The sequence below is a fragment of the Comamonas sp. Z1 genome (genome assembly GCF_008121555.1).
In the GTDB taxonomy this organism is placed as follows: Bacteria; Pseudomonadota; Gammaproteobacteria; order Burkholderiales; family Burkholderiaceae_C; genus Comamonas; species Comamonas thiooxydans.
Window position 1 is genome coordinate 316,967 of record NZ_VOQT01000001.1, and the last position, 25,733, is coordinate 342,699.

At 59.2% G+C, this 25,733-nt stretch carries 23 protein-coding genes; 7 read left to right on the forward strand and 16 right to left on the reverse strand.

All coding sequences use genetic code 11. From position 1 onward, the window contains the following. Window positions 1-15 precede the first annotated feature (15 nt). Complete coding sequence (locus tag FSY45_RS01380) at window positions 16-1,497, forward strand: MBL fold metallo-hydrolase (RefSeq protein WP_223305722.1); 1,482 nt, start codon at window positions 16-18, stop codon at window positions 1,495-1,497. Here the strand turns inward: FSY45_RS01380 and FSY45_RS01385 are convergent, their stop codons facing one another. Then, window positions 1,498-2,403, reverse strand: coding sequence for an MBL fold metallo-hydrolase (locus tag FSY45_RS01385; RefSeq protein ID WP_003070075.1), 906 nt, complete (start codon window positions 2,401-2,403; stop codon window positions 1,498-1,500). A 93-nt stretch (window positions 2,404-2,496) separates the two neighbouring features. On the opposite strand from FSY45_RS01385, the gene FSY45_RS01390 reads away from it, so the two are divergent. Genes FSY45_RS01390 through FSY45_RS01400 form a run of 3 tightly spaced genes read left to right on the forward strand, consistent with a single transcriptional unit; the run spans window position 2,497 to window position 3,719 of the window. After that, window positions 2,497-2,841: a helix-turn-helix transcriptional regulator gene (locus FSY45_RS01390; protein WP_046462027.1), complete on the forward strand. Its 345-nt coding sequence runs from the start codon at window positions 2,497-2,499 to the stop codon at window positions 2,839-2,841. Next, window positions 2,838-3,281 carry a YeeE/YedE family protein gene (locus tag FSY45_RS01395; RefSeq protein WP_003070083.1) on the forward strand — a complete coding sequence of 148 codons (444 nt, stop codon included), beginning with the start codon at window positions 2,838-2,840 and terminating at the stop codon, window positions 3,279-3,281. The genes FSY45_RS01390 and FSY45_RS01395 overlap by 4 nt, the downstream gene beginning before the upstream one ends. An 18-nt stretch (window positions 3,282-3,299) precedes the next feature. Next, window positions 3,300-3,719 (forward strand): YeeE/YedE family protein, encoded by a 420-nt coding sequence (locus FSY45_RS01400; RefSeq protein WP_003070086.1) that lies wholly within the window; start codon window positions 3,300-3,302, stop codon window positions 3,717-3,719. Window positions 3,720-3,849: 130 nt separating this feature from the next. Here the strand turns inward: FSY45_RS01400 and FSY45_RS01405 are convergent, their stop codons facing one another. After that, window positions 3,850-4,770, reverse strand: coding sequence for a LysR family transcriptional regulator (locus FSY45_RS01405; RefSeq protein ID WP_003070090.1), 921 nt, complete (start codon window positions 4,768-4,770; stop codon window positions 3,850-3,852). 177 nt (window positions 4,771-4,947) lie between these two features. On the opposite strand from FSY45_RS01405, the gene FSY45_RS01410 reads away from it, so the two are divergent. Together FSY45_RS01410 and FSY45_RS01415 are read left to right on the forward strand one after the other, a co-directional pair. Continuing rightward, window positions 4,948-5,619: an orotate phosphoribosyltransferase gene (locus FSY45_RS01410; RefSeq protein WP_003070093.1), complete on the forward strand. Its 672-nt coding sequence runs from the start codon at window positions 4,948-4,950 to the stop codon at window positions 5,617-5,619. After that, window positions 5,616-6,872, forward strand: a complete 1,257-nt coding sequence (locus FSY45_RS01415) for a hydantoinase/carbamoylase family amidase (RefSeq protein WP_046462026.1) — start codon at window positions 5,616-5,618, stop codon at window positions 6,870-6,872. The genes FSY45_RS01410 and FSY45_RS01415 overlap by 4 nt, the downstream gene beginning before the upstream one ends. 555 nt (window positions 6,873-7,427) lie before the next feature. On the opposite strand, the gene FSY45_RS01420 is transcribed toward FSY45_RS01415, so the two are convergent. From FSY45_RS01420 to FSY45_RS01480, 13 genes are all read right to left on the reverse strand, one after another. Then, on the reverse strand, window positions 7,428-8,201 hold the full coding sequence (locus FSY45_RS01420) for an enoyl-CoA hydratase (RefSeq protein WP_046462025.1): 774 nt from the start codon (window positions 8,199-8,201) through the stop codon (window positions 7,428-7,430). A 10-nt stretch (window positions 8,202-8,211) separates the two neighbouring features. Beyond that, window positions 8,212-9,189 carry a tripartite tricarboxylate transporter substrate binding protein gene (locus tag FSY45_RS01425; RefSeq protein ID WP_046462024.1) on the reverse strand — a complete coding sequence of 326 codons (978 nt, stop codon included), beginning with the start codon at window positions 9,187-9,189 and terminating at the stop codon, window positions 8,212-8,214. 41 nt (window positions 9,190-9,230) lie between these two features. Continuing rightward, a complete protein-coding gene (locus tag FSY45_RS01430; RefSeq protein WP_046462023.1) occupies window positions 9,231-10,433 on the reverse strand; it encodes a CaiB/BaiF CoA-transferase family protein in 1,203 nt (400 codons plus the stop codon). A gap of 137 nt (window positions 10,434-10,570) precedes the next feature. Then, entirely contained in the window at window positions 10,571-10,984 is a 414-nt protein-coding gene (locus FSY45_RS01435) for a PaaI family thioesterase (protein WP_046462022.1), read from the reverse strand. Next, complete coding sequence (locus tag FSY45_RS01440; protein ID WP_046462129.1) at window positions 10,981-13,101, reverse strand: 3-hydroxyacyl-CoA dehydrogenase NAD-binding domain-containing protein; 2,121 nt, start codon at window positions 13,099-13,101, stop codon at window positions 10,981-10,983. Before FSY45_RS01440 ends, FSY45_RS01435 begins: the two co-directional genes overlap by 4 nt. Before the next feature lie 12 nt (window positions 13,102-13,113). Beyond that, complete coding sequence (locus FSY45_RS01445) at window positions 13,114-14,280, reverse strand: acyl-CoA dehydrogenase family protein (RefSeq protein ID WP_046462021.1); 1,167 nt, start codon at window positions 14,278-14,280, stop codon at window positions 13,114-13,116. 5 nt (window positions 14,281-14,285) lie between these two features. Continuing rightward, on the reverse strand, window positions 14,286-15,473 hold the full coding sequence (locus FSY45_RS01450; RefSeq protein ID WP_046462128.1) for an acyl-CoA dehydrogenase family protein: 1,188 nt from the start codon (window positions 15,471-15,473) through the stop codon (window positions 14,286-14,288). Continuing rightward, a complete protein-coding gene (locus FSY45_RS01455) occupies window positions 15,473-16,132 on the reverse strand; it encodes a 3-oxoacid CoA-transferase subunit B (RefSeq protein ID WP_046462020.1) in 660 nt (219 codons plus the stop codon). The genes FSY45_RS01450 and FSY45_RS01455 overlap by 1 nt, the downstream gene beginning before the upstream one ends. Next, on the reverse strand, window positions 16,129-16,815 hold the full coding sequence (locus FSY45_RS01460) for a 3-oxoacid CoA-transferase subunit A (RefSeq protein WP_046462019.1): 687 nt from the start codon (window positions 16,813-16,815) through the stop codon (window positions 16,129-16,131). Before FSY45_RS01460 ends, FSY45_RS01455 begins: the two co-directional genes overlap by 4 nt. A 13-nt stretch (window positions 16,816-16,828) precedes the next feature. Then, window positions 16,829-17,992 carry a thiolase gene (locus FSY45_RS01465; protein WP_046462018.1) on the reverse strand — a complete coding sequence of 388 codons (1,164 nt, stop codon included), beginning with the start codon at window positions 17,990-17,992 and terminating at the stop codon, window positions 16,829-16,831. Continuing rightward, the gene (locus FSY45_RS01470) at window positions 17,989-18,408 is read right to left on the reverse strand and encodes a Zn-ribbon domain-containing OB-fold protein (RefSeq protein WP_046462017.1); all 420 of its coding nucleotides are present in this window, start codon (window positions 18,406-18,408) and stop codon (window positions 17,989-17,991) included. The genes FSY45_RS01465 and FSY45_RS01470 overlap by 4 nt, the downstream gene beginning before the upstream one ends. After that, window positions 18,401-19,402 (reverse strand): tripartite tricarboxylate transporter substrate binding protein, encoded by a 1,002-nt coding sequence (locus FSY45_RS01475; protein WP_046462016.1) that lies wholly within the window; start codon window positions 19,400-19,402, stop codon window positions 18,401-18,403. Before FSY45_RS01475 ends, FSY45_RS01470 begins: the two co-directional genes overlap by 8 nt. 165 nt (window positions 19,403-19,567) lie before the next feature. Beyond that, window positions 19,568-20,500: a LysR family transcriptional regulator gene (locus tag FSY45_RS01480; protein ID WP_046462015.1), complete on the reverse strand. Its 933-nt coding sequence runs from the start codon at window positions 20,498-20,500 to the stop codon at window positions 19,568-19,570. Between the two features lie 548 nt (window positions 20,501-21,048). On the opposite strand from FSY45_RS01480, the gene FSY45_RS01485 reads away from it, so the two are divergent. After that, window positions 21,049-23,436 (forward strand): DNA polymerase II, encoded by a 2,388-nt coding sequence (locus tag FSY45_RS01485; RefSeq protein ID WP_223305721.1) that lies wholly within the window; start codon window positions 21,049-21,051, stop codon window positions 23,434-23,436. Window positions 23,437-23,454: 18 nt separating this feature from the next. Here the strand turns inward: FSY45_RS01485 and FSY45_RS01490 are convergent, their stop codons facing one another. Further along, window positions 23,455-25,716 carry a xanthine dehydrogenase family protein molybdopterin-binding subunit gene (locus FSY45_RS01490; protein WP_046462014.1) on the reverse strand — a complete coding sequence of 754 codons (2,262 nt, stop codon included), beginning with the start codon at window positions 25,714-25,716 and terminating at the stop codon, window positions 23,455-23,457. Window positions 25,717-25,733: the final 17 nt, after the last annotated feature.

Sequence of the window (25,733 nt, forward strand, 5' to 3'; positions counted from 1 at the left end):
GCAGTGATGGCACACATGAAAAAAATACCTCAGATCTCCCGATACGCTTTTGTCACGGCCCTGGCACTGAGCCAGTTCGGCATGGCCAACGCCCACGATCAAGATGATCGCGGAGGTTCGGGAGCGAAAAGCCCCGCCGTGCTTGCTGCCCGCGCCCGGGTTTTCAAGGCCAATCCGCAAATGGTCAAGTCCATCACGGAAGGAGGGGGCTTTGGTACTGAGCTGTCGTATGCAGTGGCCAACAGCATGTACAGCCGAACTGACCAGAACGCCATTGCAGATGCCCGAGCCAAGCTCAAAGTCGAGGCCGTGGCTCCACGCACCTGGCTGCTGCGCTTTCCCATCGTCAATGTAGTGGTCTTCGAGACCGACGAAGGCCTGGTCTTGGTCGATAGCGGTTACGCACCTGCGGGCCCGGCCTTGGCCGAAACGCTGAAGAAGCTGAGCAGCAAGCCGTTGCACACCGTCATCCTCACGCACTTTCATGCCGACCATGCCTTTGGCGCCTGGGCGCTGATGGACCAGAAACCGCGTGTAGTGACCGAGCAGCGCTTCATCGCCCAGATGGAGCTGGACATGCGCAGCAACGGTCTGATTGCGCGCAATAACCAGCAAAGCGTGGCCGATGTGCCCCGCACCTGGGCAGATGCAGTTCGGCCCACCCAGACGTTCAGGGACAAGATCACACTCAAAATTGGCGGCGAAGATTTTGTGCTGACCCATTCCCGCGGCGAGACCGAAGACCAGATCTGGGTTGCCGTGCCAGGCCGCAAGATCGTGGCCAGCGCGGATTACTTCCAGGGCTTTCTGCCCAATGCTGGCAACGGCAAGCGCCGCCAGCGCTACCCCGAGGAGTGGGCCCAGGCCCTGCGCGACATGGCAGCACTCAAACCCGAGCTACTGCTGCCTGCTCATGGCCCGGCCATCACCAAGCCCGAGGAAATTCAGGACCGACTGCCCGCCCAGGCCCAGATGCTGGATAGCATCTCCAGGCAAGTGGTGGCTGGCCTCAACAGCGGCGAGCGCCGCGATCTGGTGATTGACAAAATCACACTGCCGCCAGAGCTGGCCCGGCGAAGCGATGCGCGCGAGCTCTATGTCTCGGCCAAGGACATCGGCCGCATGGTAGTCAGCGAGTACAGCGGCTGGTGGGACGATATTCCATCGCACTGGCGCCCGGCACCCCTGGCCAATGAGGCCAAAGAAATCGTGCAGCTAGCCGGCGGTGCCAGGCCGGTGATTCAGCGTGCTGTGGCGCTGGCAGACAGCAATCCGGAGCTGGCCTCCCATCTGGCCGACTGGGCCTGGTATGCAGACAGCGATGACCCCGAGGTGGCTCAAGGCGCACTGAAGGTCTATTCCGCGCGTGTTGCCAAGCCTCTGCCCACGCAGGAAGTACTGGTTTATGCCGAGCACATGGTGCGCCTGCAGCTCAAGCTCAATGAGCTGAACAGCACACGCGCGGCAAGCGCCAGTCAGGGCAGCACAGCGCGTTAATCACTGCTGCAGACCCTGCGGAAGCTGCCCATTCTTGGCAAAGGCATTGATGGGCAGCTGAATATAGGTACGGCCATCGTCCTGTGCAGGCGGCAGCTTGCCGGCACGCACATTGACCTGCACCGAAGGCAGAATCAGCGTGGGCATATCCAGCGTAGCGTCGCGTGCAGTGCGCATCTGCACAAACTCCGCCTCGCTGACGCCATCATGCACATGGATGTTGCTGTCGCGCTGGGCCTGTACCGTGGTCTGCCATTGCGGCTTGCGACCAGCCGGCGGGTAGTCGTGGCAGACCCAAATGCGGGTCTGCCCAGGTAGTTCCAGGATACGCCGAATCGAACGATAGAGCGTCGCCGCATCGCCGCCGGGAAAGTCGGCACGTGCCGTGCCCACATCGGGCATGAACAAGGTATCGCCCACAAACACGGCATCCTCCACACGGTAGGCCATATCGGCCGGAGTATGGCCGGGCACATGCATGGCCAGCAACTCCAACTGACCCAGAGGCAGGCGTTCGCCATCCTGCACCAGATGGTCGAACTGGCTGCCGTCAGGCAAGAAGCTGCGCTCGAAGTGATAGATCTTGCGAAACACGGCCTGCACATCGCGGATATGGACACCGATCGCCACCTTGCCGCCCAGATGGTGACGAATATGCTGGGCCGCGGAGAGATGATCCGCATGAGCGTGAGTTTCCAGAATCCATTGCAGCTGCCAGCCATTGGCTCGCACATAGTCAATCAGCTTGTCCGCGGAGCGGCTGCTCAGGGTGCCGGATTTGGGCTCGAAATCCAGCACCGGGTCAATCACTGCGGCCTGACCACTGATCGTATCGGCCAGAACATAGCTCACGGTACCGGTAGCCGCATCAAAAAACGGCTCGATATGCATCACATTGGCGGACATGGTGACTCCTAAAACGATGTACCCGAAACACCGAAGCACACCAATTAATTTACTTTTTTATATAATATATGAAAATATTTTGAAAGTGAAACAGTGAGCTCATCAACCTTTGACGAAGCACAGGCCACGCTGGATCTGCATGCCGTGCGAGCCCATGCAGGCGAAGCTGTGGTCATGCTCAAGCTACTGGGCAATGAAGACCGACTGCTGCTGCTGTGCCAGCTCTCCCTGCAGGAGCGCACCGTGGGCGAGTTGGAGCAACTGACAGGCGTGTCCCAGCCTACCTTGTCCCAGCAATTGGGCATTTTGCGGCGCGAGGGTCTGGTCACCACCCGCCGCGAAGGCAAGTTCATCTGGTATCAGTTGGCCGATGCCCGCGCCCTGCAGCTGATGCAAACCTTGTATCAATTGTTCTGCCAACCAGGAGAGACAGCATGAACATCTTATGGAGTGAATTCACGCCCTGGACATCTCTGGTCGGCGGCCTGCTGATCGGTCTGTCCGCTGCCCTGCTCATTGCCTTGCTGGGTCGCGTGGCGGGCATCAGCGGCATTGCCGGGGCATTGCTGCAGTTGCCGACCTGGTCCTCTGTCAGGCAGTGGGGCTGGCGCCTGGCATTCATCCTGGGCATGATTGCCGCGCCGTTGGTCTGGTCGCTGTTTGCCCCGCTGCCAGCCATGCAGCTGCCTTCCAGCCCGGCAATCATCATCGCCGCCGGCCTGCTGGTGGGCTTCGGCACACGTATGAGCTCGGGCTGCACCAGCGGCCACGGCGTGTGCGGTCTGTCACGCCTGTCGCCGCGCTCTTTGGCCGCTACGGCAACCTTTATCGCCACAGGCGCCATCACCGTGTTCGTGATGCGCCATGTCATTGCTTGAGTCAGCAAGGAGAACATGATGATCATCAATATTGCTGCCTTGCTCTGCGGACTGGTGTTTGGCCTGGGTCTGATTCTTTCGGGCATGGGCAACCCCGCCAAGGTGCAGAACTTTCTGGATTTTTTCGGTCGATGGGATCCTTCGCTGGGCTTCGTCATGGGCGGAGCCATCGCCGTAGGCTTGATTGCCTTCACCTGGGCCAAGCGCCGCAAGACCGCTTTGTTGGGCGAGCCCATGCAACTACCGGCCAGCACCGTCATTGATCGCAAGCTGCTGACAGGCTCAGCCCTGTTTGGCATAGGCTGGGGACTGGCAGGTTTTTGCCCCGGCCCTGCGCTGATGAATCTGGCGACCCTTACACCGCAGGTCTGGCTGTTTGTCGCCGCCATGCTGGCTGGCATGTGGGCGCAGCATCTGTGGGCTGCAAAAAATAGCTGAGATCTGGCTGCGATCCGATCGGGAGGCCCCCAGCAACCAAGGCCCCTGGACCGTGCAAGCCGACTGCGCCTCTTGTCCATGGCTTTGCAAGCGGCAAGCACCGCCCCTAGCGCTTCACGCCCCCCCTGCCTCACTCTTTCGGCATCAGTGCCTGCGCAAAATGTCTGGCCGGCGCAGGCAGGTCGGCAAAGCTATTGGCATACAGCTTGAGGCTGCGCTCTGCCCAGGCATCGGTCAGCGGCACCGCATGCAGAGCACGAGCCTCGCCCAGTCTCTGGTATGCGCCTTCGGGCATGACGCCTACACCCAGCCCGCATTCGATCATTCGGCACATGGCACTCAGGCTGTCGACCTCGATGCGCTGGCGCAGCATTCGTCGGCCGGCGCGGGCTTCCTGATTGAGCACCTCCTGAACGATGCTGCTGTCGCGCAAACCGATCTGGGCATAGTCCAGTGCTTCTTCATAGGCCAGTTCCTGATGATGGGCCAGAGCGTGGTCATTGGGCATGATCAATACCATGCGTTCATGCCGGTACGGCATGGACTCCAGGCCCTCGACTTCGTCGCTTGGACTGCAGACCCCCAGATCAGCCATGTGATCGCGCACAGCACGCGCTACCGAGCGACTGGTTGCCTGACGCAGATCGATGCGGATATCGGGATGATGCTTCACGAAGACAGCAATATCCTCGGGCAAGAACTGCTCCACGGCGGAGGCATTGGCACTGAGGCGCACCAGCCCACGTACGCCCCGCGCATATTCGCCAAGGTCGTCACGCAGGTGTTCGACACCCAGAAGAATCGTGCGCGCATGCGCGAGCAGCAACTCTCCGGCAGGGGTCGGGCGCACCCCGCGGGCATGGCGCAGCAGCAAGGGAGTGCGGGCCAGGGATTCCAGTTCGGCAACACGCTTGCTGACCGCCGAGGCGACCATGCCGCCCTGCTCGGCCGCTCGCGCAATACTGCCGTGTTCGCAGATCAGCACGAACAGATCCAGCGATGAAAGGTCTATCTGGCGCAAAAAGCTGCGCGGCGAAGTGAAGTCGGACATGGGGCGATGACAAGCAGGCGCACGGAAGCGCAGCCAGGGATTTCAAACAAGACGCAGCGGTCAACACCCAGACGCGCAGCTCAAGCCATCACGTTTTGGAACGGCTCGAGGAATTTTAGCCACTTCTTGCCGCAAGCCTGCCTACTTAACATGCCCACTTTGCCAACACACACGCTCATGCTTCTATCCGCTTCCGACGCGCCACGCGTTGCCCGGGCCCTGGTCGGCCTCGGTGCTGTACGCATTGCTTCGCATCAACCGTTCATCTACACCTCGGGCTGGGCCAGCCCGGTCTATGTGGATGCCCAGGTCCTGATGTCCGATGTCGCTCTGCGCAGCGAAATCATGGACATCGCAGCCCGCTGCATGCGGCCACTGGTTGCAGCCCGCGGCATCAATGCCATCGTGGGAACCGAAAGCTCGGGTATTGCCTTTGCGGCATGGCTGGCCGAGCGACTTGAGCTGCCCATGCTCTATCTGCGCAAGCGTCCTGTCGGCTGGGACATCACAGCCCAGCTCGAAGGCCGCCTGCCTGCCGATGCCAAGGTCCTGCTGGTGGATGACGTCACCACAGACGGTCGCTCCAAGGCCGGGACGGTTGCCGCCCTGCGCCGCGCCGGTCCCGTGGTCGAGGACGTGCTGGTTCTGCTCGACTATGCGCTCTATGCCCCCCAAGCAGGCACCCTGGCCGATCACGCCTTGTCCCTGCATGCTCTGGCGACCTGGAATCAGCTGCATGAAGCGCTGCTTGCGAGCGGACAGCTCAGTGCCGAGCAAAAGGCCACGCTGGCGGACTTCTCGGCCTCGCCCGTGGACTGGTCCATCCGACACGGAGGTAGCGGAGCATGATGGCCTGCAACACCATGACGGATGCCAGCGCACTCGCGCAAGCCCTGCTCTCTGAAATTCGCGATGCCACCCGCGACGGCCTTGGCGTCACTCGCGAAAGCTACGGCGAAGGCGAGACTGCTGCGCTGCGCATACTTGAGGAGCGGGCCGAAGATCTGGGCCTGAACCATGAATGGGATCGAGCCGGCAACCTGTGGTTGAGTCTGCCAGAGGAAAACCGGACGGAACCCTACGTCGTGGTTGGCTCTCATGCCGATTCCGTACCGCAGGGCGGCAACTTCGACGGACTGGCAGGCATTGTCGCCGGCATGCTGATGCTGCTGCAGCTGCGCGGTCGCCACGAACAGGCTCCGCCACTGCGCGTTCTTGCCCTGCGCGGCGAGGAAAGCGCCTGGTATGGAAAGGCCTACCTCGGCTCTCTGTCCTTGCTGGGCAAGCTGCCCGCCGCCACATTGAAACGCCCTCACCGCGATGGCGCAGGCGTGTTGAGCCAAGCCATGTCGCGCTGCGGCGCCGATATCGACGCCATTCAACGCGCCGAGCCGCTGCTGGATCTCGCGAATATATCTGCCTATCTGGAGTTGCACATCGAGCAGGGGCCGGTCATGGTCAATCGCGGCTGGCCGGTGGCCCTGGTCACAGGCATCCGCGGCAACGTCCGTCACAACCTGATCCGCTGCATCGGCGAAACCGGCCACTCGGGCGCCGTGCCGCGCTGGCTGCGCAAGGATGCATTGCTGGCGGTTGCCGAACTGCTGTCACGCATGGACGAACACTGGCGCGTGCTGCTGCAGATGGGCATGGACATGGTGATGACCACGGGCATTTGCTCCACCTCGGCGCAATCGCATGCCGTTTCCGTCATTCCCGGCGAAGTGGCATTCAGCTTCGAGGTGCGCAGCCAGGACACCCAGACCCTGGAGCGCTTCTACACCCTGATGCGCGAAGAGTGTCAGGCCATAGAGCGCGCCCGCGGCGTGCGTTTCGAGTTCGACGAGCGCCTGTTCACAGAGTCTGCCACCATGGATGCAAGCTGGCTGAACCGTCTGGAAGCAGCCGCTGAGCAAGGCATGAAACTGGAGCGCATGGCCAGCGGTGCCGGCCATGATGCAGCAGTGTTCGCCAATGCAGGCGTGCCATCGGCCATGGTCTTCATTCGCAACGAAAATGGCTCGCACAATCCGCATGAAGCCATGGACATCGGCGACTTCCTGGCTGGAGTGGATCTGTTGACTCGCGCGCTGATTGCCTGAACCCTGCCCGGTCCGGGCGGGCACAGCGATCACGTCACAAGCATGAGGTGAGCAACTCCGAGCCAAGGCTCTGGTGTGAAAGGCGAATGACCCGTGTTATGGCATCCCGCCGGGAATGCGGGCCCAGTCCAGCGATCGGACTCAGTTTTAGCCTCTACCTGAGCACCAACGCCTGAGAGAGCAAAGAAAAATGCCGTCCGTGGCCTTAACCAATAAAAAGCACGCATCCTGAAGGCGCTCATAGCACATGAGCGTACTTATAAGGCGCCCCATATCAGCGAACGCCCTAGACACCAAGCTCTGCCTCAGCCTAAGACTGGCACTTCAACATGACAGTCGTGAAATCAAAGACGCAATTAAGAGCTCAGATCAGCAGCAGGCAAGCTCGGCTATTGCACGGCAACTCGAAAGCACCACACCATTTGAATGGAGCCCTGTTGCGCGGCTTGTTCTTGAGACGCACACCCCTTGCCTAACTCCGTCTGTAGTTCGGGCGTAATGTAAGCAGCCTAGATCCCACAAACTCGCCTGACTCACCAGCTGAATGGCGAGTGCTTAACGAGATTTGTGTTTTTCTGCTTTCTCCCTCAAGAAAGCATTCATATGCTGCTGTGGCTCACCGGTCTGGAAAGCCGCACCAAACTCGGCAATGCTGTCATCGACCGCTGCATCCAGTGTCATGCGCTCCCAGCGGCGCAGTAATTTCTTTTGCTGCCTAAGTACCATCGGGCCGATTTCGGACAGGCCGGCGGCCACCTCCAGAATGCGCTCATCCAGCTTCTCCTGAGGGACGCATTCGTTGATCAGGCCCCATTCCCGCGCTTGAGCTGCCGGGATGTTCTCTCCCGTCAGCAACAGCCAAGCTGCGCGTGTCGTGCCGATCTGGGACGTCATCATGGCGGCATGAATTACCGATGGGATTCCGACCTTCACCTCGGGCATGCCAACAACGGCGTTATCGGCAGCGATTCGCAAATCACCAGCCATCGCCAGCTCCAAGCCGCCGCCAAGAGTATGCCCCTCCAGGCGCACGATAACGGGCACCGGGAAGTGCCGCACCGCGTTGCAAAGATCGCGCAGGCCGCTGATGAAGGCTCGCCCGGTACCTGCATTCAAGCTGGCCAGTTCCTTGATGTCGGCTCCCGCAACGAAAGCCCGCGAGCCTGAGCCTCTCAGCACAAGACAATGCAGCTCTTTGTTTTCTGCCAGTTCGCTGAGCGTCTGGATCAGGCCCTGAATGACGGGAGTGCTCAATACGTTGAGAACACCAGCGTCCGTGATGGACAGCACTGCGGTGGTCGAGGTGGGATAGGTGACTTGCGAATACATGATTGTCCTGTCAGAGTTTTTTGAAGCCGATGTCCTTGATGAGCTTGGCCCATGCCTTGTTGGACCGTTCTACCGTGTCGCGAAACTGCTGCGGTGACTGGTAATCGACCACCGCGCCTTGCTGTTCTATCGTCTTGATAAGTTCAGGATTCTGTAGCGCTGCCTTGGCAGCAATGTTCAGCTTGTGTAACACCGCCGCATCCAGGCCGGCAGGTGCACCCAGCCCATACCAAGACATATCGTTCATGGGCTTCAATCCAACTTCAGCATAGGTCGGTACGTTGGGCAAGTTGGCCAGACGCTTTGGACTGGAGACCGCCAGGGCGCGCAGCTGATTGCCTGCGATCAGGCCACCCGATGAGGGCATGTTGTCAAATACCACGTCGATCTGGCCAGCGATCAGATCGTTGAGTGCGGGGCCCAGGCCCTTGTAGGGAACATGGGTGATCTGGGTCCTGGTGGTATGGCCGAACAAGGCGCCGCTCAGATGACTCAGCCCACCATTACCCGACGAGCCATAGTTCAGCTTGGCTGGCGTCTTTCGGGCTTCATCGATCACATCCTGAGCCGTCTTGTACTGCGACGAGACATTCACCACCATCACACCCGGAACATTGGCAATATTGGTGATAGGCGTGAAGTCCTTCACCGCATCGTAGGCAGGCTTGGCATAGACATTGGGATTCACTGCATGTGAACTCTCCACCATCATGACCAGCGTGTAGCCGTCGGCAGGCTGCTTGGAGGCGTACTGCGAACCCGTACTACCTCCTGCTCCTGGCTTGTTCTCCACGACGATGGATTGTCCGAGCGCCTCGCCAAGATAGCGAGCCATCACGCGCCCGATGACATCGGTAGCTCCGCCCACGGCGTAGGGGACGACCAGCCGTACGGGACGATCCGGATAGGAAGTGGCACCGGCAGCATGAGCCATGGAGATGGCACCAAGACCCAGGGCCAAGGCGAGCAGAGATTTCAAGGGCTTCATTCACGTCTCCTGTTATGTAAAAGCAAGACCTGATGCTTTGATCAGCATCGGCATCGTTCGTCTGCTGGAAGGCTGACGGGAAATGGCTCAGCAGCAGATGCGGCTGCGGCTGGCCCCAGCGTGGGCGGTGGACAAATCTGCAATCCCGCACTCGGGGGCAGCATAGGATTGCGCACGAGTTGGAGCTTTCCCAGTTCTGGGTGCTCGACGGTCTGAAGCATCTGACGATGAATCACCTGTGGGTGCTGGAAGACCTGCTCCAGACTGTTGATGCTTCCCCAGGAGATGCCATTGATATCGAGAGCAAGGCCCAGATCGGCAGTCCTCCAGTGCATCAATACGGCGCGCAACAGCGGCCTGAGTTGCGCCAGATTCGTCAGGCGTCCCGCATTTGTCGCGAACTCGGGCTGCAGATGCCATTCACTCTTCATGAGCTTGCAAAAGGCCGAAAACTGAGTGTCGTTGCCTATTGCCAAGATGATGTGGCCATCGCTGCATTCAAAGACTTCATACGGCGCGAGATTGGGGTGCATATTGCCGATGCGCACCGGCTTCTCACCTGAAACCAGGAAGTTGGATCCCTGATTGGCATTCATCGCCACCGCTACATCCAGCAATGCGATATCAAGGTGCTGACCCAGCCCGGAGCGTCCACGCTGCACCAAGGCCGCGAGCACCGCGCTGGTGGCATACATTCCCGTCATCAGATCCACCACGGCCACGCCGGTGCGCAAGGGGCCTGCCCCCTCTTCACCGTCGGCAATGCCTGTGTAGCTCATCAAGCCACCCATGCCCTGGAAGATGTAGTCATATCCGGGCTTGTGAGCAAACGGGCCTGTCTGTCCAAACCCCGTGACGGACAGGTAGATCAGTCCCGGGTTGATACGCGCCAAGGTGTCGTAGTCAAGGCCATAGCGAGCCAGCGTTCCGACCTTGTAGTTTTCGACAACCACGTCGGCATCCTGTATCTGGCGCAGCAGCCAGGCAACTTCTGCCTCTCTCGTAAAGTCCAGCGTGATGGATTGCTTGCCTCGATTGCAGGAGAGGAAATAGGCGGCCACCCGCTCACCGCTTGCTGATGTCAGGAACGGAGGCCCCCAGCTACGGGTATCGTCCCCTGTTTCAGGGCGTTCGATCTTGAGGACATTCGCGCCAAGATCAGCCAGATTCTGGGTGCACCATGGCCCCGCCAGAATTCTTGACAAGTCCACAACACGGACTCCATCCAGTGCATTCGCAAGCATCACACCTCCAAAATTTTTCTGTATTCTTGGAGCGGGCTTGCCTAGGGTCAATTGGCCATTTTTGCACCCGGAGTTCGCGGAATTTGGACGGTCTTCCAGCCTATCGAAACGCCTGAAATGCGCGCGACCTGGTCACCTCAGGAGATGGGTACGAGAATGCAGCTGGCTCGCGCCATCAGCGCATTGCCATTGCGCAAAGTGCAATCGGCAAAGCACATTCTCCGGCCCCTGCGGGTGATCAGCACCTCGGCCTCGATCCAGTCCCTCAGGCGCGCGCTAGACAGGTAGTCGATGTTCATATGAGCCGTCACTATTGATACGGCAAGTGCCGTCGCCACGTTGTAGCCAATGGCGTTGTCGACCACCGTCGCCACAAAGCCACCATGTGCGATGCCGTGAAGATTGAGATGCTGCTCGAGCACCCTCACTCCTATGATGATGGATCCGTCTTCGCGCTGCCTCTTGTACATGGGGCCTTGCGCAAGCACGAAGTTGCTGGGAGACACATGCTCCTCAAATCCCTCCGGAGGTACGAAGGCGGAGTTGCTCATGGCTGGCCCAATGTGTCGTTCAGTGCTTGTTGTTCGATCCATGGCGCCGCAATCCAGTGCTCGCCATGCCGGGCATGCAGATCCTGAATCTTTGCGAGGATCTGCGTCCATCCCTGGCTCTGAGCATGGAACATCGGTCCACCCCGCCATGCAGGAAAGCCATAGCCATTCACATACACCACATCCACATCGGAGGCTCGTTGAGCGATTCCTTCGTCGATGATGCGCGCACCTTCGTTGACCAACGCAAGCACACAGCGTTCGACGATTTCCTCATCGCTGACCCGACGCCTCTCGATGCCGGCCTCGCGAGCACATTCCACAATGAGCTCTTCGACAAAGGGATCGGGAACTGGCGTGCGACTGCCGGCTTCGTAGCGGTAGTAGCCGGCACCGGTCTTCTGACCGAAGCGGCCTTGCTCGCAGATCCTGTCAGCCACACTGGAGTAGCGCAGATGAGATGCTCGCGTGGGAGCAAGACGCTTGCGTGTCGCCCAGTTGATGTCCAATCCTGCAAGGTCTGCCATGGCAAGAGGGCCCATCGCGAAGCCGAATGCCTGCATGGCAGCATCGATCTGCGGCACCGTGGCCCCCTCTTCAAGCAAAAAGCCCGCTTCTCGCCAGTACCCTGTCAGCATGCGGTTGCCCACAAAGCCTTCACAAACGCCCACCAGCACGGGGATCTTGCCGATGGCCACAGCCATCTGCATGCAGCTCGCGATGACTGCGTCGCAGGTGCGCTCTCCACGCACCACCTCCAGCAACTTCATCACATTGGCCGGACTGAAGAAATGCAGGCCGATGACATCTTCGGGACGCTGGGTCACAGCAGCGATCTCGTTGATGTTCAGCCGCGACGTATTGGTGGCAAGAATCGCACCTTTTCTGCAGATCCTGTCGAGCTGCATAAACACATCGCGCTTGACAGCCATATCTTCGAAAACGGCTTCTATGACCAGATCAACCTCTGCGAACGCCGACAGGTCCAATGTCCGCTGAATGTGCAGCATCCTTTCTTTGACCGCTTCGACAGTGAGCCCTCCACGCGATACGGAAATTTGATAGTTGCGCTCGATTAGTGCCATGCCGCGGTCCAGTGCCGCCTGCTCTCGCTCGCACAAGACGACGGGAATGCCTGCATTCGCAAACGCCATGGCAATGCCGCCGCCCATGGTGCCCGCGCCCAGAATACCGACACGACAAATCTTCCTCTCAGCCACATCGCAGTCCTTGCCGACAAATTTGGCCGCTTCCTTCTCGGCAAAGAACATGTGACGCAAGGACTTGGAAGGTGCTCCGGCAACCAGTTCTTCAAACAGTTCACGCTCCTTGTCAAGGCCCTGCTCGAAAGGCAAGTTCATGGCGCTTTTCACGCACTGGATGACGGCGCGCTGCGCAATCGCGTTACGGGCCTTGGGGTTGACGCCTGCTCGAAGACGCTCGAAGTCTGGCAGCTCACCCTTGGGCGAGGGAACTTTGATGTCCGCCAGCACCGGCAGCACTGAATGATTGTCCGCTATGCCCAGCGCAAACGTCATGCTGGCCTGCTCCAGATCGTCCTCGAAAATTGCATCCACCAGACCGAGCTGCAGAGCCTCCTTGGCTCCGACATGCTTGCCCGAGGTGACCAGCCGCACGGCATCTGCCGCCCCGATCAACCGTGGAAGCCGTTGCGTTCCCCCACCACCGGGGACCAGCCCCAGATTCACCTCAGGCAGCCCCATTCGTGCGGATGAATCCGCGACCCGGTAGTGACAGGCCAGCGCCAGCTCCAGTCCACCGCCCAGCGCTACACCGTGAATGCAGGCGACCACGGGCTTGATGCACCGCTCTATGGATCGGTTGACTTGACGCAACATGGGGCTCGCCGTGGCAGCAGGGGTATTGAACTGGCGTATGTCCGCGCCGCCGCAGAAGACCTTGCCCTGCCCACGCAGCACCACGGCTCTCACGGCTGCGTTGGCCTGTGCACGGGCAATGCCTTGGGCAATGCCGCGTCGTACCGTGTCACCCAGCCCGTTGACGGCTGGATTGTCGATGACGATGAGCGCAACGCCCTGGCGCTCCTCATAGCGCACGGTTTCGGAAAGTGAAACTGCTTGTTTGTAGTCGTTCATGGAGGTCATATTTCAGTGCTGCGCGAGCGAATGCATCGCGGATGGGGACTGGGCCAGGCGCGCGAATTGCTGGACATGGTGCTGCTCGTCTCCGAGGGTATGGGATAGCACCAGCAACCTCTTGACGAACTTGCCGAGCGCCAGTTCGTCCGTCATGCCTATGCCGCCATGCAGCTGAATCGCACTCTGACAGATGAACCGGGCCGCTTGACAGCACATGGCCTTGGCCGCCGAAACCGCGGCCAGAAAGTCTTCAGAGCGCAACATGGCGCTGGCCTTTTGCGACAACGAGCGTGACTTCTCCAGCTGCATATACATGTCCACCAGACGGTGCTGAATGGCTTGAAAGCTGCCGATCGAGCTGCCGAACTGCTTGCGCTCCCTCACGTATCCGAGCGTGGCCTCCAGTACAGCCGACATGATTCCTACGGACTCGGCACACAAGGCTGCATTGGCTCTGGCACAGATATGCTCGAACAACGGCCAGGCCAGATGGAGCTCTCCAAGCAAGCTGGACTTGGGCAGCTGTACCCTGTCGAACCAGATGTCAGACGCCGGAGACCCGTCGATGTTGAAATAGGAGCGGACACGGATGCCTGAGGTCTGCGGTCTCACCATGAACAGCGACAGACCATCCGTTTGCAGGGCCGATCCCCGCGTTCTGGCAAGCACCAGCCACATATCCGCGTGCTGCGCATGACGAACACCCACCTTGTGGCCGTCCAGCACCCATCCTTGCTCCAAGACCTCGGCCCGGGTGCTGACATTGTGCAGGCTGTAGTCGGTCTGTTCCTCTGCATGGGCCATGGCGATCTGACAATCACCAGCCAGAACCAGAGCTAGCAGCTCACTTGCAAGCTGTTCCGTGCCCGTAGCCGCCAACAGACTAGCCGCCTGTACCACGGTTGCCACATAGGGCTCCAGCACCAAGTGGCGCCCGAAGTGCTCCATGATCGCATGCACAGCTATCGGATCGTCCTGGATGCCTCCACGACTTTCGTCCACGGTGAGAGCGAGGAGGCCGAAGTTGGCGAATTCCCCCCAATGCCCCGAAGCGGAAATGGGCTGCCCTGCAGCGCAGCAAGGGATGCCGGACTCGGGAATGGGATGTTCCCGCTCCAGATAGCGCTCTAGCGAATCCGCCAGTTGGCGCTGCTCGTCGTTCAGATAGTCTCTCATGGCACTCACAGTCCCAGAGCCATTTTGGCAATGATGTTTCGCTGCACTTCGTCCGTCCCCCCATAGATCGAGATCTTTCGAAGATTCAGATAGAAGCCCGCCAGCGTTGATACGGAGATTTCCGGCTCGGACGGCGCCAACTCGAATGCCTGTTGACTGAACTCCAGAGCCAAGGGGCCGGCCGCCTCGACCTGGCGCTCGGTAATCGCCTGCGCCAACGTCGTGCCGATGAGCTTGAGTACCGAAGCTTCTGCCCCATTGCCTGCCCCGCCCTCGGTCTGACGCAGCAAACGCTGAACAGAGGCTTCAAGCGCGAGCAGCTCCAGATCAAGGCGCGCCACGTTCTGCACCCAATCCGCACGCTGCGCCAGGCAAACACCATCGACGATTCGCTCCTCCAGCAGACGTTTCAGAAATGTCAGCTCCCGCTTGCAGCGGCCGACGCGGGCCGCGCCAAAGCGCTCATGCGACAGCAGATACTTCGCGCAAGTCCAGCCTCGGTTCAGCTCGCCCACCAGGTTGCTCTCGGGAACACGCACTCCGTCAAGAAACACTTCATTGATTTCAGTGTCGCCGTCGATGGTGCGGATCGGACGCACGGTGATGCCTGCCGACCTCATATCGATGAGCAAAAAGGAAATGCCGGACTGCGCCTTGGCCTGTGGGTCCGTACGAACCAGACAGAACATCATGTCTGCATACTGCGCATAGGTCGTCCAGGTCTTCTGACCATGAACGATGAACTCGCCATCCTTCAGTTCGGCACAAGTGCGCAACGAAGCCAGGTCAGACCCGGATCCCGGCTCCGAATAGCCCTGACACCACCAGTCTTCACCAGACAGTATCCGTGGCAAATAGTGGTCTTTCTGCTGCTGTGTGCCGTACTTCATCAGTACCGGAGCAACCATGCGCAGTCCGAAGGGAACGGTTTCAGGAGCGCCTGCGATTGCACATTCGTCATCAAAGACAAGCCGCTGCGCCAGCGACCAACCCGTCCCGCCATACTCGCTCGGCCAATTGGGTGCCGCCCAGCCCTTGCGGCGCAAGATGGATTGCCAGTGCAGGAAATCCTCCTTCTTAAGACGCTTGTGCTCCAGCACCTTGCGCCGCAGATCGACTGGAAGCTGTTCTGCGAGAAAGGCGCGCACCTCATCACGGAACGCTTCCAGTGCGAAGCTGTCGGAGGAGTCGATCATGGCAGCGACCTTTCCAGCTCGAACCGCAAATCGGCCCCCGTGCATGCTTCAAGGGTCTGTTCGTCCATGCCCTCCACCATGTCGATGACAACAAGCCCCTGGGGCCGGACATCGATGACAGCCAGATCGGTGTAGATACGCTTGACGACACGCCGCCCCGTCAAGGGCAAGCTGCATTGACTCACAATGCGCGGCCTGCCCTCTCGCGTGACATGTTCCATGAGCACGTAAACGGCCTTGGCCCCCACCGCCAGATCCATAGCACCGCCCACTGCGGTCGCCACGTTCTTCTGCCCCAAAGACCAGTTGGCAAGATCACCGTGCTCCGAGACCTCGTACCCACCCAGAATGCAGAAGTCCAGATGTCCGCCACGCATCATGGCAAAGGAATCTGCGTGATGGAAAAAGCTGCCGCCAGCGCGAATATTCACAGGCAGCTTGGCGGCGTTAGACATGTCCGGATCTGGCGCCTCACCGTCGAGCAGCGCACGCATGCCGAGAATGCCGTTCTCGCTGTGCACCACGATTTCGTCTTCAGGCTTGAAGTGATCGAGTACGGTGACAGGCAGACCAATTCCAAGATTGACGTAGGCACCTGCAGGAATATCCCTGGCCACACGCTGTGCCATCTGCTGGCGTGTCATTCCCTGCTTCATGCGCGTCGCTCCTGTGCGGCAGCGGCATTCACGACCACGCGCTGCACGAAAATTCCGGGAGTGACAATGCTCTCTGGATTCAGCTCTCCAAGCGTCGCAACCTCTCCCACCTGCACAATCGACACCTTCGCTGCCATGCACATGATCGGACCGAAATTGCGAGCCGCCTTGCGATACAGCAGATTGCCCCAACGGTCGGCCACAAACGCCTGCACCAACGCATAGTCGCCATGCAAAGGTTGCTCGAAAACATAGCCGACGCCATCGATGACCCGCGTCTCCTTGCCTGCGGCCAGCTCTGTTCCGTAGCCCGTGGGTGTCAGGAATCCACCCAATCCGGCGCCTGCAGCGCGCAAGCGCTCGGCCAGCGTGCCCTGGGGGACGCATTCGTACTCGATTCGCCCCTGGGCATAAGCGCTCTCGAAGGCGTCTGATTCGGCACCGCGTGGATAGGAGGCAAGCAGCTTGCGTACTCTGCCGGCGCGAATCAGCCGAGCGAGACCGATATCCCGGCTGCCGCTGTTGTTGCAAACCACGGTGAGTTCACTCGCCCCCTGTTCATAGAGGGCATCCAGCAATGCATTGGGCTGACCCGCCAAGCCAAACCCGCTGACCAGAATGCAGGAACCGTCGGCGATATCGGCTACCGCCTGCGCTGCCGAATCGAGGATCTTGTCGATCATGTGTCTGCTCCTTCTACAGTGACGAAGCCAGGATGGCTGTTGCCTGACTGGATAGCACGCCTCCGTTGCCATGCACCAGCGCCACTTCTGCACCCGGCACCTGGCGTGCATCTGCCTGTGCACGCAGCTGCGTCACGGCCTCGATGATGAGGAAAATGCTGTACATGCCCGGATGCACGCACGACAGGCCGCCGCCATTGGTGTTCATGGGGAAGGCGCCGCCCGGTTCGATCCGTCCGCCCTCAATGAACGCTCCGCCCTCGCCCTTGCTGCAAAAGCCCAGGTCTTCGAGAAACAGAATGGGGTTGATGGTGAAGGCGTCATATAGCTGCACCACATCCACGTCGGCCGGTGTAAGCCCGGCCTGCGCAAACGCCTTGCGACCCGACTCCACTGCAGGCGTCACAGTCAGGTCTTCCATGCACGAGATCTGACGATGCCAGTGGGCATAGCCACTCCCCAGTACATAGATGGGCTTGTCATGCAGACCCCTGGCTCGCCGGGACGAGCTGACAACGATCGCGCCCGCACCGTCCGTGACCAGGCAACAATCGAGCACGGTCAGCGGGTCAGAGATCATCCTGGAGCTGATCACCTCATCGACCGTCAAGGTTTTCCTGGAAAACGCGTCCGGATTGAGTTGTGCCCATTTGCGCGCAGCCACAGCCACTTCTGCCAGTTGCTTGCGTGTCGTGCCGTACTCATACATATGGCGAGCCGCCGCCAGCGAGTAGCTGGACACCGGATTGAAGGCCTTGTAGGGATGCTCATATGACTGAGGGTCCAGCTCGGCGCGCATCTGATTGACACGAGAGCTGCTGGGCGCGCTGCGGGGCGTGCTTCCATAGCAGATCAGCACGTTCTCGCACTCCCCCGCATCGATCGCCATTTGTGCGATCTTCAGGTCTGCGATGAAGGCCGAGCCACCAAACATGGTGCTGTCGGAAAACCGAGGACGAATGCCCATGTACTCCGCCATGCGCATCACCCACCAGGGCGAGGTGAGACTGGAAGTGATGATGCCGTCGATATCGGATTTGCGCAGGCCGCTGCGCTCGATCGCCATGCAGGATGCCTGTGCGATGATTTCCTGCTCCGTCGCACCACCCGCATGCCCCATGCCGGCCAGGCCGGTACCGAGGATGGCGATGGAGCCTCTTGGAGATGCTGTATTCATTCCTGTCCTCCCGGTGCCGCGACGAATACCAGCAAAGGGCTTTCTTCCACCGTATCGATGCGGGCTCGAACAGTCATACCGATATGCACTTCATCAACGGGAATGTCGACCACACGGCTCATGAGCCTGGGACCTTCTTCGAGAGTCACCAGCACCACGGTGTAATCAGCTCCTTCGCGTGCGCGGACAATCGTCACCGAATACACGACTGCCCTTCCCGAAGCCGTCACCCAATCGATGGCCTGGGAGCCACAGTGTGGACAGCAAACGCGGGGAAAGAAGTGGAACTGTCCGCAGTCGCGACATTGAGGAATCTCGAAACGGCCATCGGCCAAGGCATCGAAATACCGCTTGTCGCAGGCCGACACCGAAGCAGACTGTCGCCCGCCCATCTTGCTTGCATCGACCTCAGTCATCGGACTTCACACCGGTTTCCTGCACCACACGCTTCCACTTGTTCACCTCGGCTTCGACGAACTTGCGGGTTCGGGCGACATCCATCACACCCAGAGGCTCGCTGTACTGCAAACGCAGACGCTCGACCATTTCAGGAGAGTTCATGATGGTGCTGATCTCCTTGTTCAGCATCGTCACGACGGAAGCAGGCGTTCCGGCCGGGGCATACAGGCCGAGCCAGGTGTAGACGTCAAAGCCCTTGAATCCACTCTCCTGCATCGTCGGCAGTTCAGGGAACAGATTGCTGCGTTCGGACGCCATATTGGCAATGGGGCGTAGACGCCCGGATGTGATGAACGCCGAGACGCTCATCGAGTCCTGGACGGCCATGGGAATCTGCCCGGCGACAGCATCATTGGTCGCAGGCGCGGCCCCCTTGTAGGGGACATGCACGAATGGGTATCCGGTGACCTTGCCCAGCCACTCTCCGCCCAGGTGCGTGGAGCCTGCCGCGCCTGCCGTTCCATAAGGAATCGAGCCCTGCATCTTGGCCCAGTTCAGAAACTCGGGAAGTGTCTTGGCCGGAACCTTCGGGTTCACCACGATCAGATTGGGCGACCTGGCCAGGACGGCTACCGGCTCCAGACTCTTGAGGGGGTCATAACCAACCCTTTTCATGGCTGGAGCAATCACATAGCCCGTAGCACCAACTAACAAGGTGTAGCCGTCTGCCGCTTGCTTTGCGACATATTCGGTCCCCACTTGACCAGCCACGCCAGCACGGTTCTCGATCACAAAAGGCTGTTTGAGGTTCTCCGACAGCTCCTTGGCCAACGCACGGCTGACGATATCTGTCATTCCACCTGGAGGAAATGCAACGACGATCGTGACAGGCTTGCTTGGGTAGGAGCGAGATTGCGCCAATGCAGTACCTGTCGAAGCCGTAACAGCCGCCCATCCCAACACCAAGGCACAAGCAATTGGGCAGGCCTTGCCCAGGGGTGAAATCGCCATCCTTGTCTCCTTCCAATCTGTAGTTAGCAACGCTTTTTCAGCGCTGATTCAGTGTATGAATCGCTACCTGACAGCTCAATCAGAAAGATTCGAACGCTCTGTTTGAGAATTTGATAGGAGACTAGGGGCAATGGATTGTTCACGCACCCAGAGCGGTGAAGGCGACTATTCCATGGCAGGGGTGGGCAACTGCACTCGTGTCGCTGCAACCAGGGGATCTTCCAGAAGGAAATTCATGCAGGCGGTGATGAAGTTAGGAAAGCGAGCATCTTTTCGAACCGCCAGATTCAGCTTGCGCAGTGCCCATGGCTCATCCAGCTCAACGACGGCCAGAAGCTTGGCCTGCTGCCGGTTCGCCAGCACGCTGGTCGGAACCATGGCCACCCCCACTCCGGAAGCTACCAGAGACAGCACTGACTCAAAGCCATGTGTGTGCAATCTGGCCCTCACCGCACGCCCGTATTTGGTGGCCGTATCCCGCAGGAACAGGTAGTTGCTGCTGGCTCTGCTGGTGCAGACAAAATCGAAGTCCAATGCCGCAGCCAGGCGAATGCTGTGCTGCGACGCCAACGGATGATCTCGCGGCGTGACTATCACCAGGCGGTCTACTGCATACGGATAGATGCTCAAGCCTTCCACACTCGTTTCACCCGCGAAAATGCCGATGTCGGCCTCGCGCGCAAGCACCGCGGTTGGAATGGTCTCGCTCTGGCGTTCGTCCACTTCGGCATCGATGCCGGGATAAGCCACGAGAAAACGCCCCAAGGTATGGGTGATAAAGCCATTGAGAGAGCTGCTGTTGGCCATCAGACGCACATGTCCTTTGATGCCCGAGATAAAGCGGCTCACATCGCCCTGCATGCGCTCTATGCCTTCAAAGATCTCTCGCACATGTGTCAGCACAGCGTCACCGGCAGGTGACAGCTCCATTCCCCTAGGAGTGCGCTCGAACAGCGTCGTACCCATGGCCTGCTCCAGATTCTTGAGCCGGTAACTCGCAGCGGATGGGGTGATGAACACCGCCGATGCCCCAGCGGTCAGACTGCCTGCTTGGGCAATTTCAAGAAACAGGCGGAGATCGGTCAGCTCGTAGCGCATTGGAAAATCATATTTGAAGACGCTCGCCGAGATAAGCTGGCTTTACCCTGCCCCCATCCCTCTTTCCAATGAAAAGTTAATGCTGAGTTAGCAAGCCTTTTCTGAAAGACTTACAGCTTCAGGGACTTTTAGAGTTAGCGCCTCTAACGACGGCAAGCTCAACCGATCAATGCAATACATGCGCTAAGCACTTCAACGAGAGTGTGAACTGCGCGGCCTTTCGTATAACTCTCACGCCAGCTCGGAATTGCAGACCAAGCCTCTCGTAATGCCTGCTATCGATATGGGTAGCCATCGATTGGCAACAACTTGATGACGGCTTTCAGCCCTCACAGAACATTGGCGTCACTCCATCTATTCGCTCCATCCGCTTTGGATCCGCGGAACGCCTGGAGTGCTGTTGACATGGCTCTGTTGGCAAAACGCGGTCATGATTGCTGGGTATCATTTCATTGGTACCTCTTTCGAGACATGTGGCTTGCTCCGCAAGCTCATGCCATCACACACCGCCAGGGCCTTGAACTCCGGTTCAAGACGGTCACATTCGCTTGACTTCATCTTTCGTGCTATCTCCAGAACGCCAGGGATTCATCCTTACTCGCAATTGGCGAGACACACCGGCGGGCGTCGAGCTTGAGTATTGGCTGGCTACCGATAGCGGCCCCCTGAAGGTTCTCCTGACTGCTCAGAAATCTGTGGCTTTCGTCGAGGTCCGGCACAGAGAAGCGGTAGAAGCGCAACTCCCGCCCCTGGCTGGAGCGGAATTGCGGGAACTGGGACTGAAGAGTTTTCAGCAAGAGCCCGTCTTGGGTATCTATGCCAGGAGTTTTCGTCAATTACGGCGACTTGCACGCACTCTCCAGCAACTAGGCATTCCCCTTCTTGAAGCTGATGTTCGACCACATGAGCGTTACTTGATGGAGCGCTTCATCACGGCGGGCGTCACGCTGCAAGGCGGGCGGACAGAACATGCGACGCTGGTGAACTGCAAGCTTGTTCCTGCGCCCGATTTCCGGCCGGTTCTGAAGGTCGTGTCATTGGACATCGAGACCAGTCAGCACCAAGATCTGTATTCGATCGCACTGGACGGCATGGCGGAGCGCGTCGTTTTCATGCTGGGTGAGCCTACTGCCAAACCCGTAAGAACGCCTGGTTTCGAGCTGATTCATTGCACAACACGCAAAGCCATGATTGACAGGCTCAACGATTGGTTTGCACGCAATGATCCGGACGTGATCATTGGATGGAATGTCATTCAATTCGACCTTCGTGTGCTGCAGAAAACTGCAGACGAATGTGCAACAACGCTACTCCTTGGGCGTGAGCGCAAGCCCATTGCATGGCGAACCCATCCCGGCAAACAAGGCTATCTGTTTGCTCCCATGCCTGGACGAGTTGTCGTTGACGGGATTGAAGCGCTCAGGGCCGCGGTCTGGAGCTTCCCGTCCTTCAGCCTCGAGAACGTCGCGCAAGAGCTTCTGGGCGAAGGCAAGGACATCGGAGACGAGTACGACAAGATGGCGGAAATCGAGCGGCGCTACCAGCTAGACAAGCCCGCTCTTGCCGCCTACAACATACGCGACTGCGAGCTGGTTCTACGAATCTTCGAAAAGGCGAAGCTGCTGCAGTTTGCGATGGAGCGCGCCCACACCACGGGCCTGCAACTCGACCAGTTCGGTGGCTCCATTGCTGCATTCAGCCATCACTATTTGCCACGCATGCACCGCATGGGGTATGTCGCGCCCAACGTGGGCGATGTTCAAGGAAAATCCTCCCCCGGCGGCTACGTCATGGACTCCAAGCCTGGCTTCTACGACTCCGTCGTGGTTCTGGACTACAAGAGTCTCTATCCATCAATCATCCGCACCTTCCTCGTCGACCCCGTGGGTTTGGTAGAAGGTCGACATGCCAGCTCTTCCGAGCTTTTGATCAAAGGCCCAAGGGGCACGCTCTTTTCTCGCGAGAAGCACTGTCTCCCGGAAATCGTAACCACCCTCTGGCAGGCCCGAGATGAGGCCAAACGCACCAGGAACGAGCCACTGTCGCAAGCGCTCAAGCTGGTGATGAACTCATTCGCTGGGGTGCTAGGCGCGTCGGAATGCAGATTCTTCAATCCAGATCTGATTTCAGCTATTACCTTGCGTGGCCACGAAATGGTGAAGCTCACAAGGGGTCTGGTCGAAGAGCGCGGATACGAAGTTATTTATGGAGACACGGACTCCATATTTATTTGGCTCAAGCGGCCCCATACCACCGAAGAGGCATATGCCGTCGCTGCCAAGCTGGCCCGGGATATCAACGCGTGGTGGATTCAAACCCTGCACCAAGAGCAAGGCCTGAAGAGCTTTCTCGAGATCGAGTTCGACACGTATTACAAGAAGTTCTTCATGCCTACCATCCGCGGTTCGGACGTCGGCAGCAAGAAGCGCTATGCCGGCCTGAGTGTAGATGCCGCCGGAAACGAATCGATGATCTACCGCGGCCTTGAAATGGCACGCAGCGACTGGACACCGCTGGCACGGCAGTTCCAGGAGGGCTTGCTATCGCGTGTCTTCCAAGGTGTCCCCTATCGCGAGTTCGTCATCGAGTACGCCCATTCGACACGGGCGGGCAAGAAGGATGATCTGCTCATCTATCGCAAACGCCTGCGACATCGCCTGGATGCCTACGTAGCCAACGTGCCACCACAGGTCCGTGCCGCTCGCATTGCTGACGAGTACAACGATCGCGTGGGGCGACCCAGGCAGTACCAGAACGGCGGCTGGATCCAATACGTCATGACCAGGAGTGGCCCTGAGCCTTTGGAAATCCGCCGCTCACGCATCGATTACGAACACTATCTGGCGAAACAGATCAAGCCGATTGCCGACTCGATCTTGATCCCTCTCGGAGAGGATTTCGTCACTCTGACATCCTCTCAGCAGGAGCTTTTCTAGCGATCCAGGCTCATGCTCTCACGCTTTCTGGAAAGGCAGCTCGCGTGGTGTATGGCCGCTCAGCTTGGCGATGGCGTTGGCAAAAGCAGGTGCCAATGGCGGCACACCCGGCTCACCCATACCCGTGGGCGCATCGGCACTCGGCACGATATGCACGGTGATCGCGGGCATATCGGTTAAGCGGGCCACAGTGTAATCATTGAAATTACCTTGCTCCACTTGCCCATCCTTGAATGTGATGGCCGCGCCAGGCAAGCACATGCCGAGACCCATCAAGGCACCACCCTGCACCTGGGCCTCGACACTTCGAGGGTTCACCGCCAGATTGCAATGCACGCCAGCTGTAACCGCATGCAGCTTGGGAGTGCCGTCCTTCATCGATGCCTCGACCACATAGGCAACCACCGAATCAAAAGACTGATGCACGGCCACGCCCCAGGCTCTGCCTTCGGCCAGTTGGCGCTTTCCGTAGCCCGACTTTTCGACTGCCAGTTGCAACGCGGCCTTGTGACGCGGATGCCTGTCGCCAAACTGCTGCAGCCTGTATGCGACAGGATCTTGCTTTACAACTCGGGCGATTTCGTCCATCAAGGTCTCCATCACATAAGCGGTGTGTGTGGAGCCCACGCTGCGCCACCACAGAACCGACGCATTGAGTTCGGGGTGATGCACCGAGAGTCGCATCGGCAGGTCGTACGGCTCTTTCATTCCTTCAACCGTCGTGGTGTCCACTCCGTTCTTGACCATGAAGCCTTCAAACGCCGTGCCTTTGGCAAGCGACTGGCCTACGATCACATGATCCCAGGCGATCACCTTCCCCTTACCGTCAAAACCTATCTCGGCGCGATGCACATGCATGGGTCGGTAATAGCCACCTTTGACATCGTCCTCGCGACTCCAGATCATGCGCACCGGTGCCTCAATACCAGATGTTCTGGCAGCCTTGGCAATCTCGCAGGCTTCGGCCACGTAGTCACTGCGCGGGTTGGCGCGGCGGCCGAAACCGCCCCCTGCCATCTGAACATTGACTCGAACATTCTGAGGAGCCACGCCAAGCACGCGCGCAGCGGTTGCAACCTCCCAGCCCGGAGCCTGTGTGCCCAACCAAAGCTCAACCTTGGCATCCTTTCCTGCACCTGTCACACGCACCGTGCAGTTCAGCGGCTCCATCGGCGTATGGGCAAGGTAGGGGAAGACATATTCGGCACTGATTTTGTGAACAGCACCGTTCAGTGCCGAAACATCGGCATCAAACTTGAGTGCGCCCGGCTTCTTGGCCAATTCACGATACTGCGCCAGTTGCCGAGCCGAATCGACTTTGCCAACCGCTGCGCTGTCCCACTGGATTTTCAGGGCATCGCGACCCTGCTTGGCTGGCCAGTAACCATCGGCCAGCACCGCAACCAGCTCGCCCCCCCACACGCTGGGCACACGAAGCACTGCACGCACACCCTTGATGGCTTTGGCTGCCGCATCGTCCACCGATTGAATCTTGCTTCCATACACCGGCGGATGCGCCACAACTGCGGTCAACATACCCGGCAGATGCATGTCGATGCCGTATGACTGTCTGCCGCTGGACTTGGCGCGTGCATCGAGCCGTCCCGTGGCATGACCGATGATGCGAAAGTCTTTGGCGTCCTTGAGCTTCACCTGCTGCGGAACAGGCATCTTCATGGCCTCATCCGCCAACTCGCCGTAGCCCAGCTTCTTGCCCCGAGGCCCGATCACCTGTCCTGCCTGAGTGCGCAAGGACTGCGGGTCTACACTCCAGCGCTTGGCAGCCGTGGCCAGCAGCATGGAGCGGGTTCGCGCCCCCAGTTCACGATACTGGACATACGAGTTCTTGATGGCAGTGGAGCCGCCCGTGAGATGCATTCCCATGACCGGATCCAGATATGCGGGATCGGCATCGCCGTGCACGCTCTGCACCTTGGACCAATCGGCATCCAGCTCTTCGGCCAGCACCATGGGCAGGCCGGTTTGCACGCCTTGGCCGAACTCCAGACGGTTGATGGTGATCGTCACCGCTCCATCACGATCAATCTTCACAAAAGCCGATGGCTGCTGGTAAGGCTTGAGTGCGCTTGTAGAAACCTGTTCGTTACCCTTCGCCTGTGCCGACACAGCCGCGGGAAATACACCCAGCGCAAAACCCGAGGCCGTCGCCAGCTTGAGGAAATCGCGCCGCTCGAGCTTTAGGCCTGCATCTATGGAGTCAGCCGCCAGCGCACGCAGACCTTTGGGCAGATCGGCAAAAAGATGGTTGGGAATAGGCATGGGATGTGCTCCTTCTT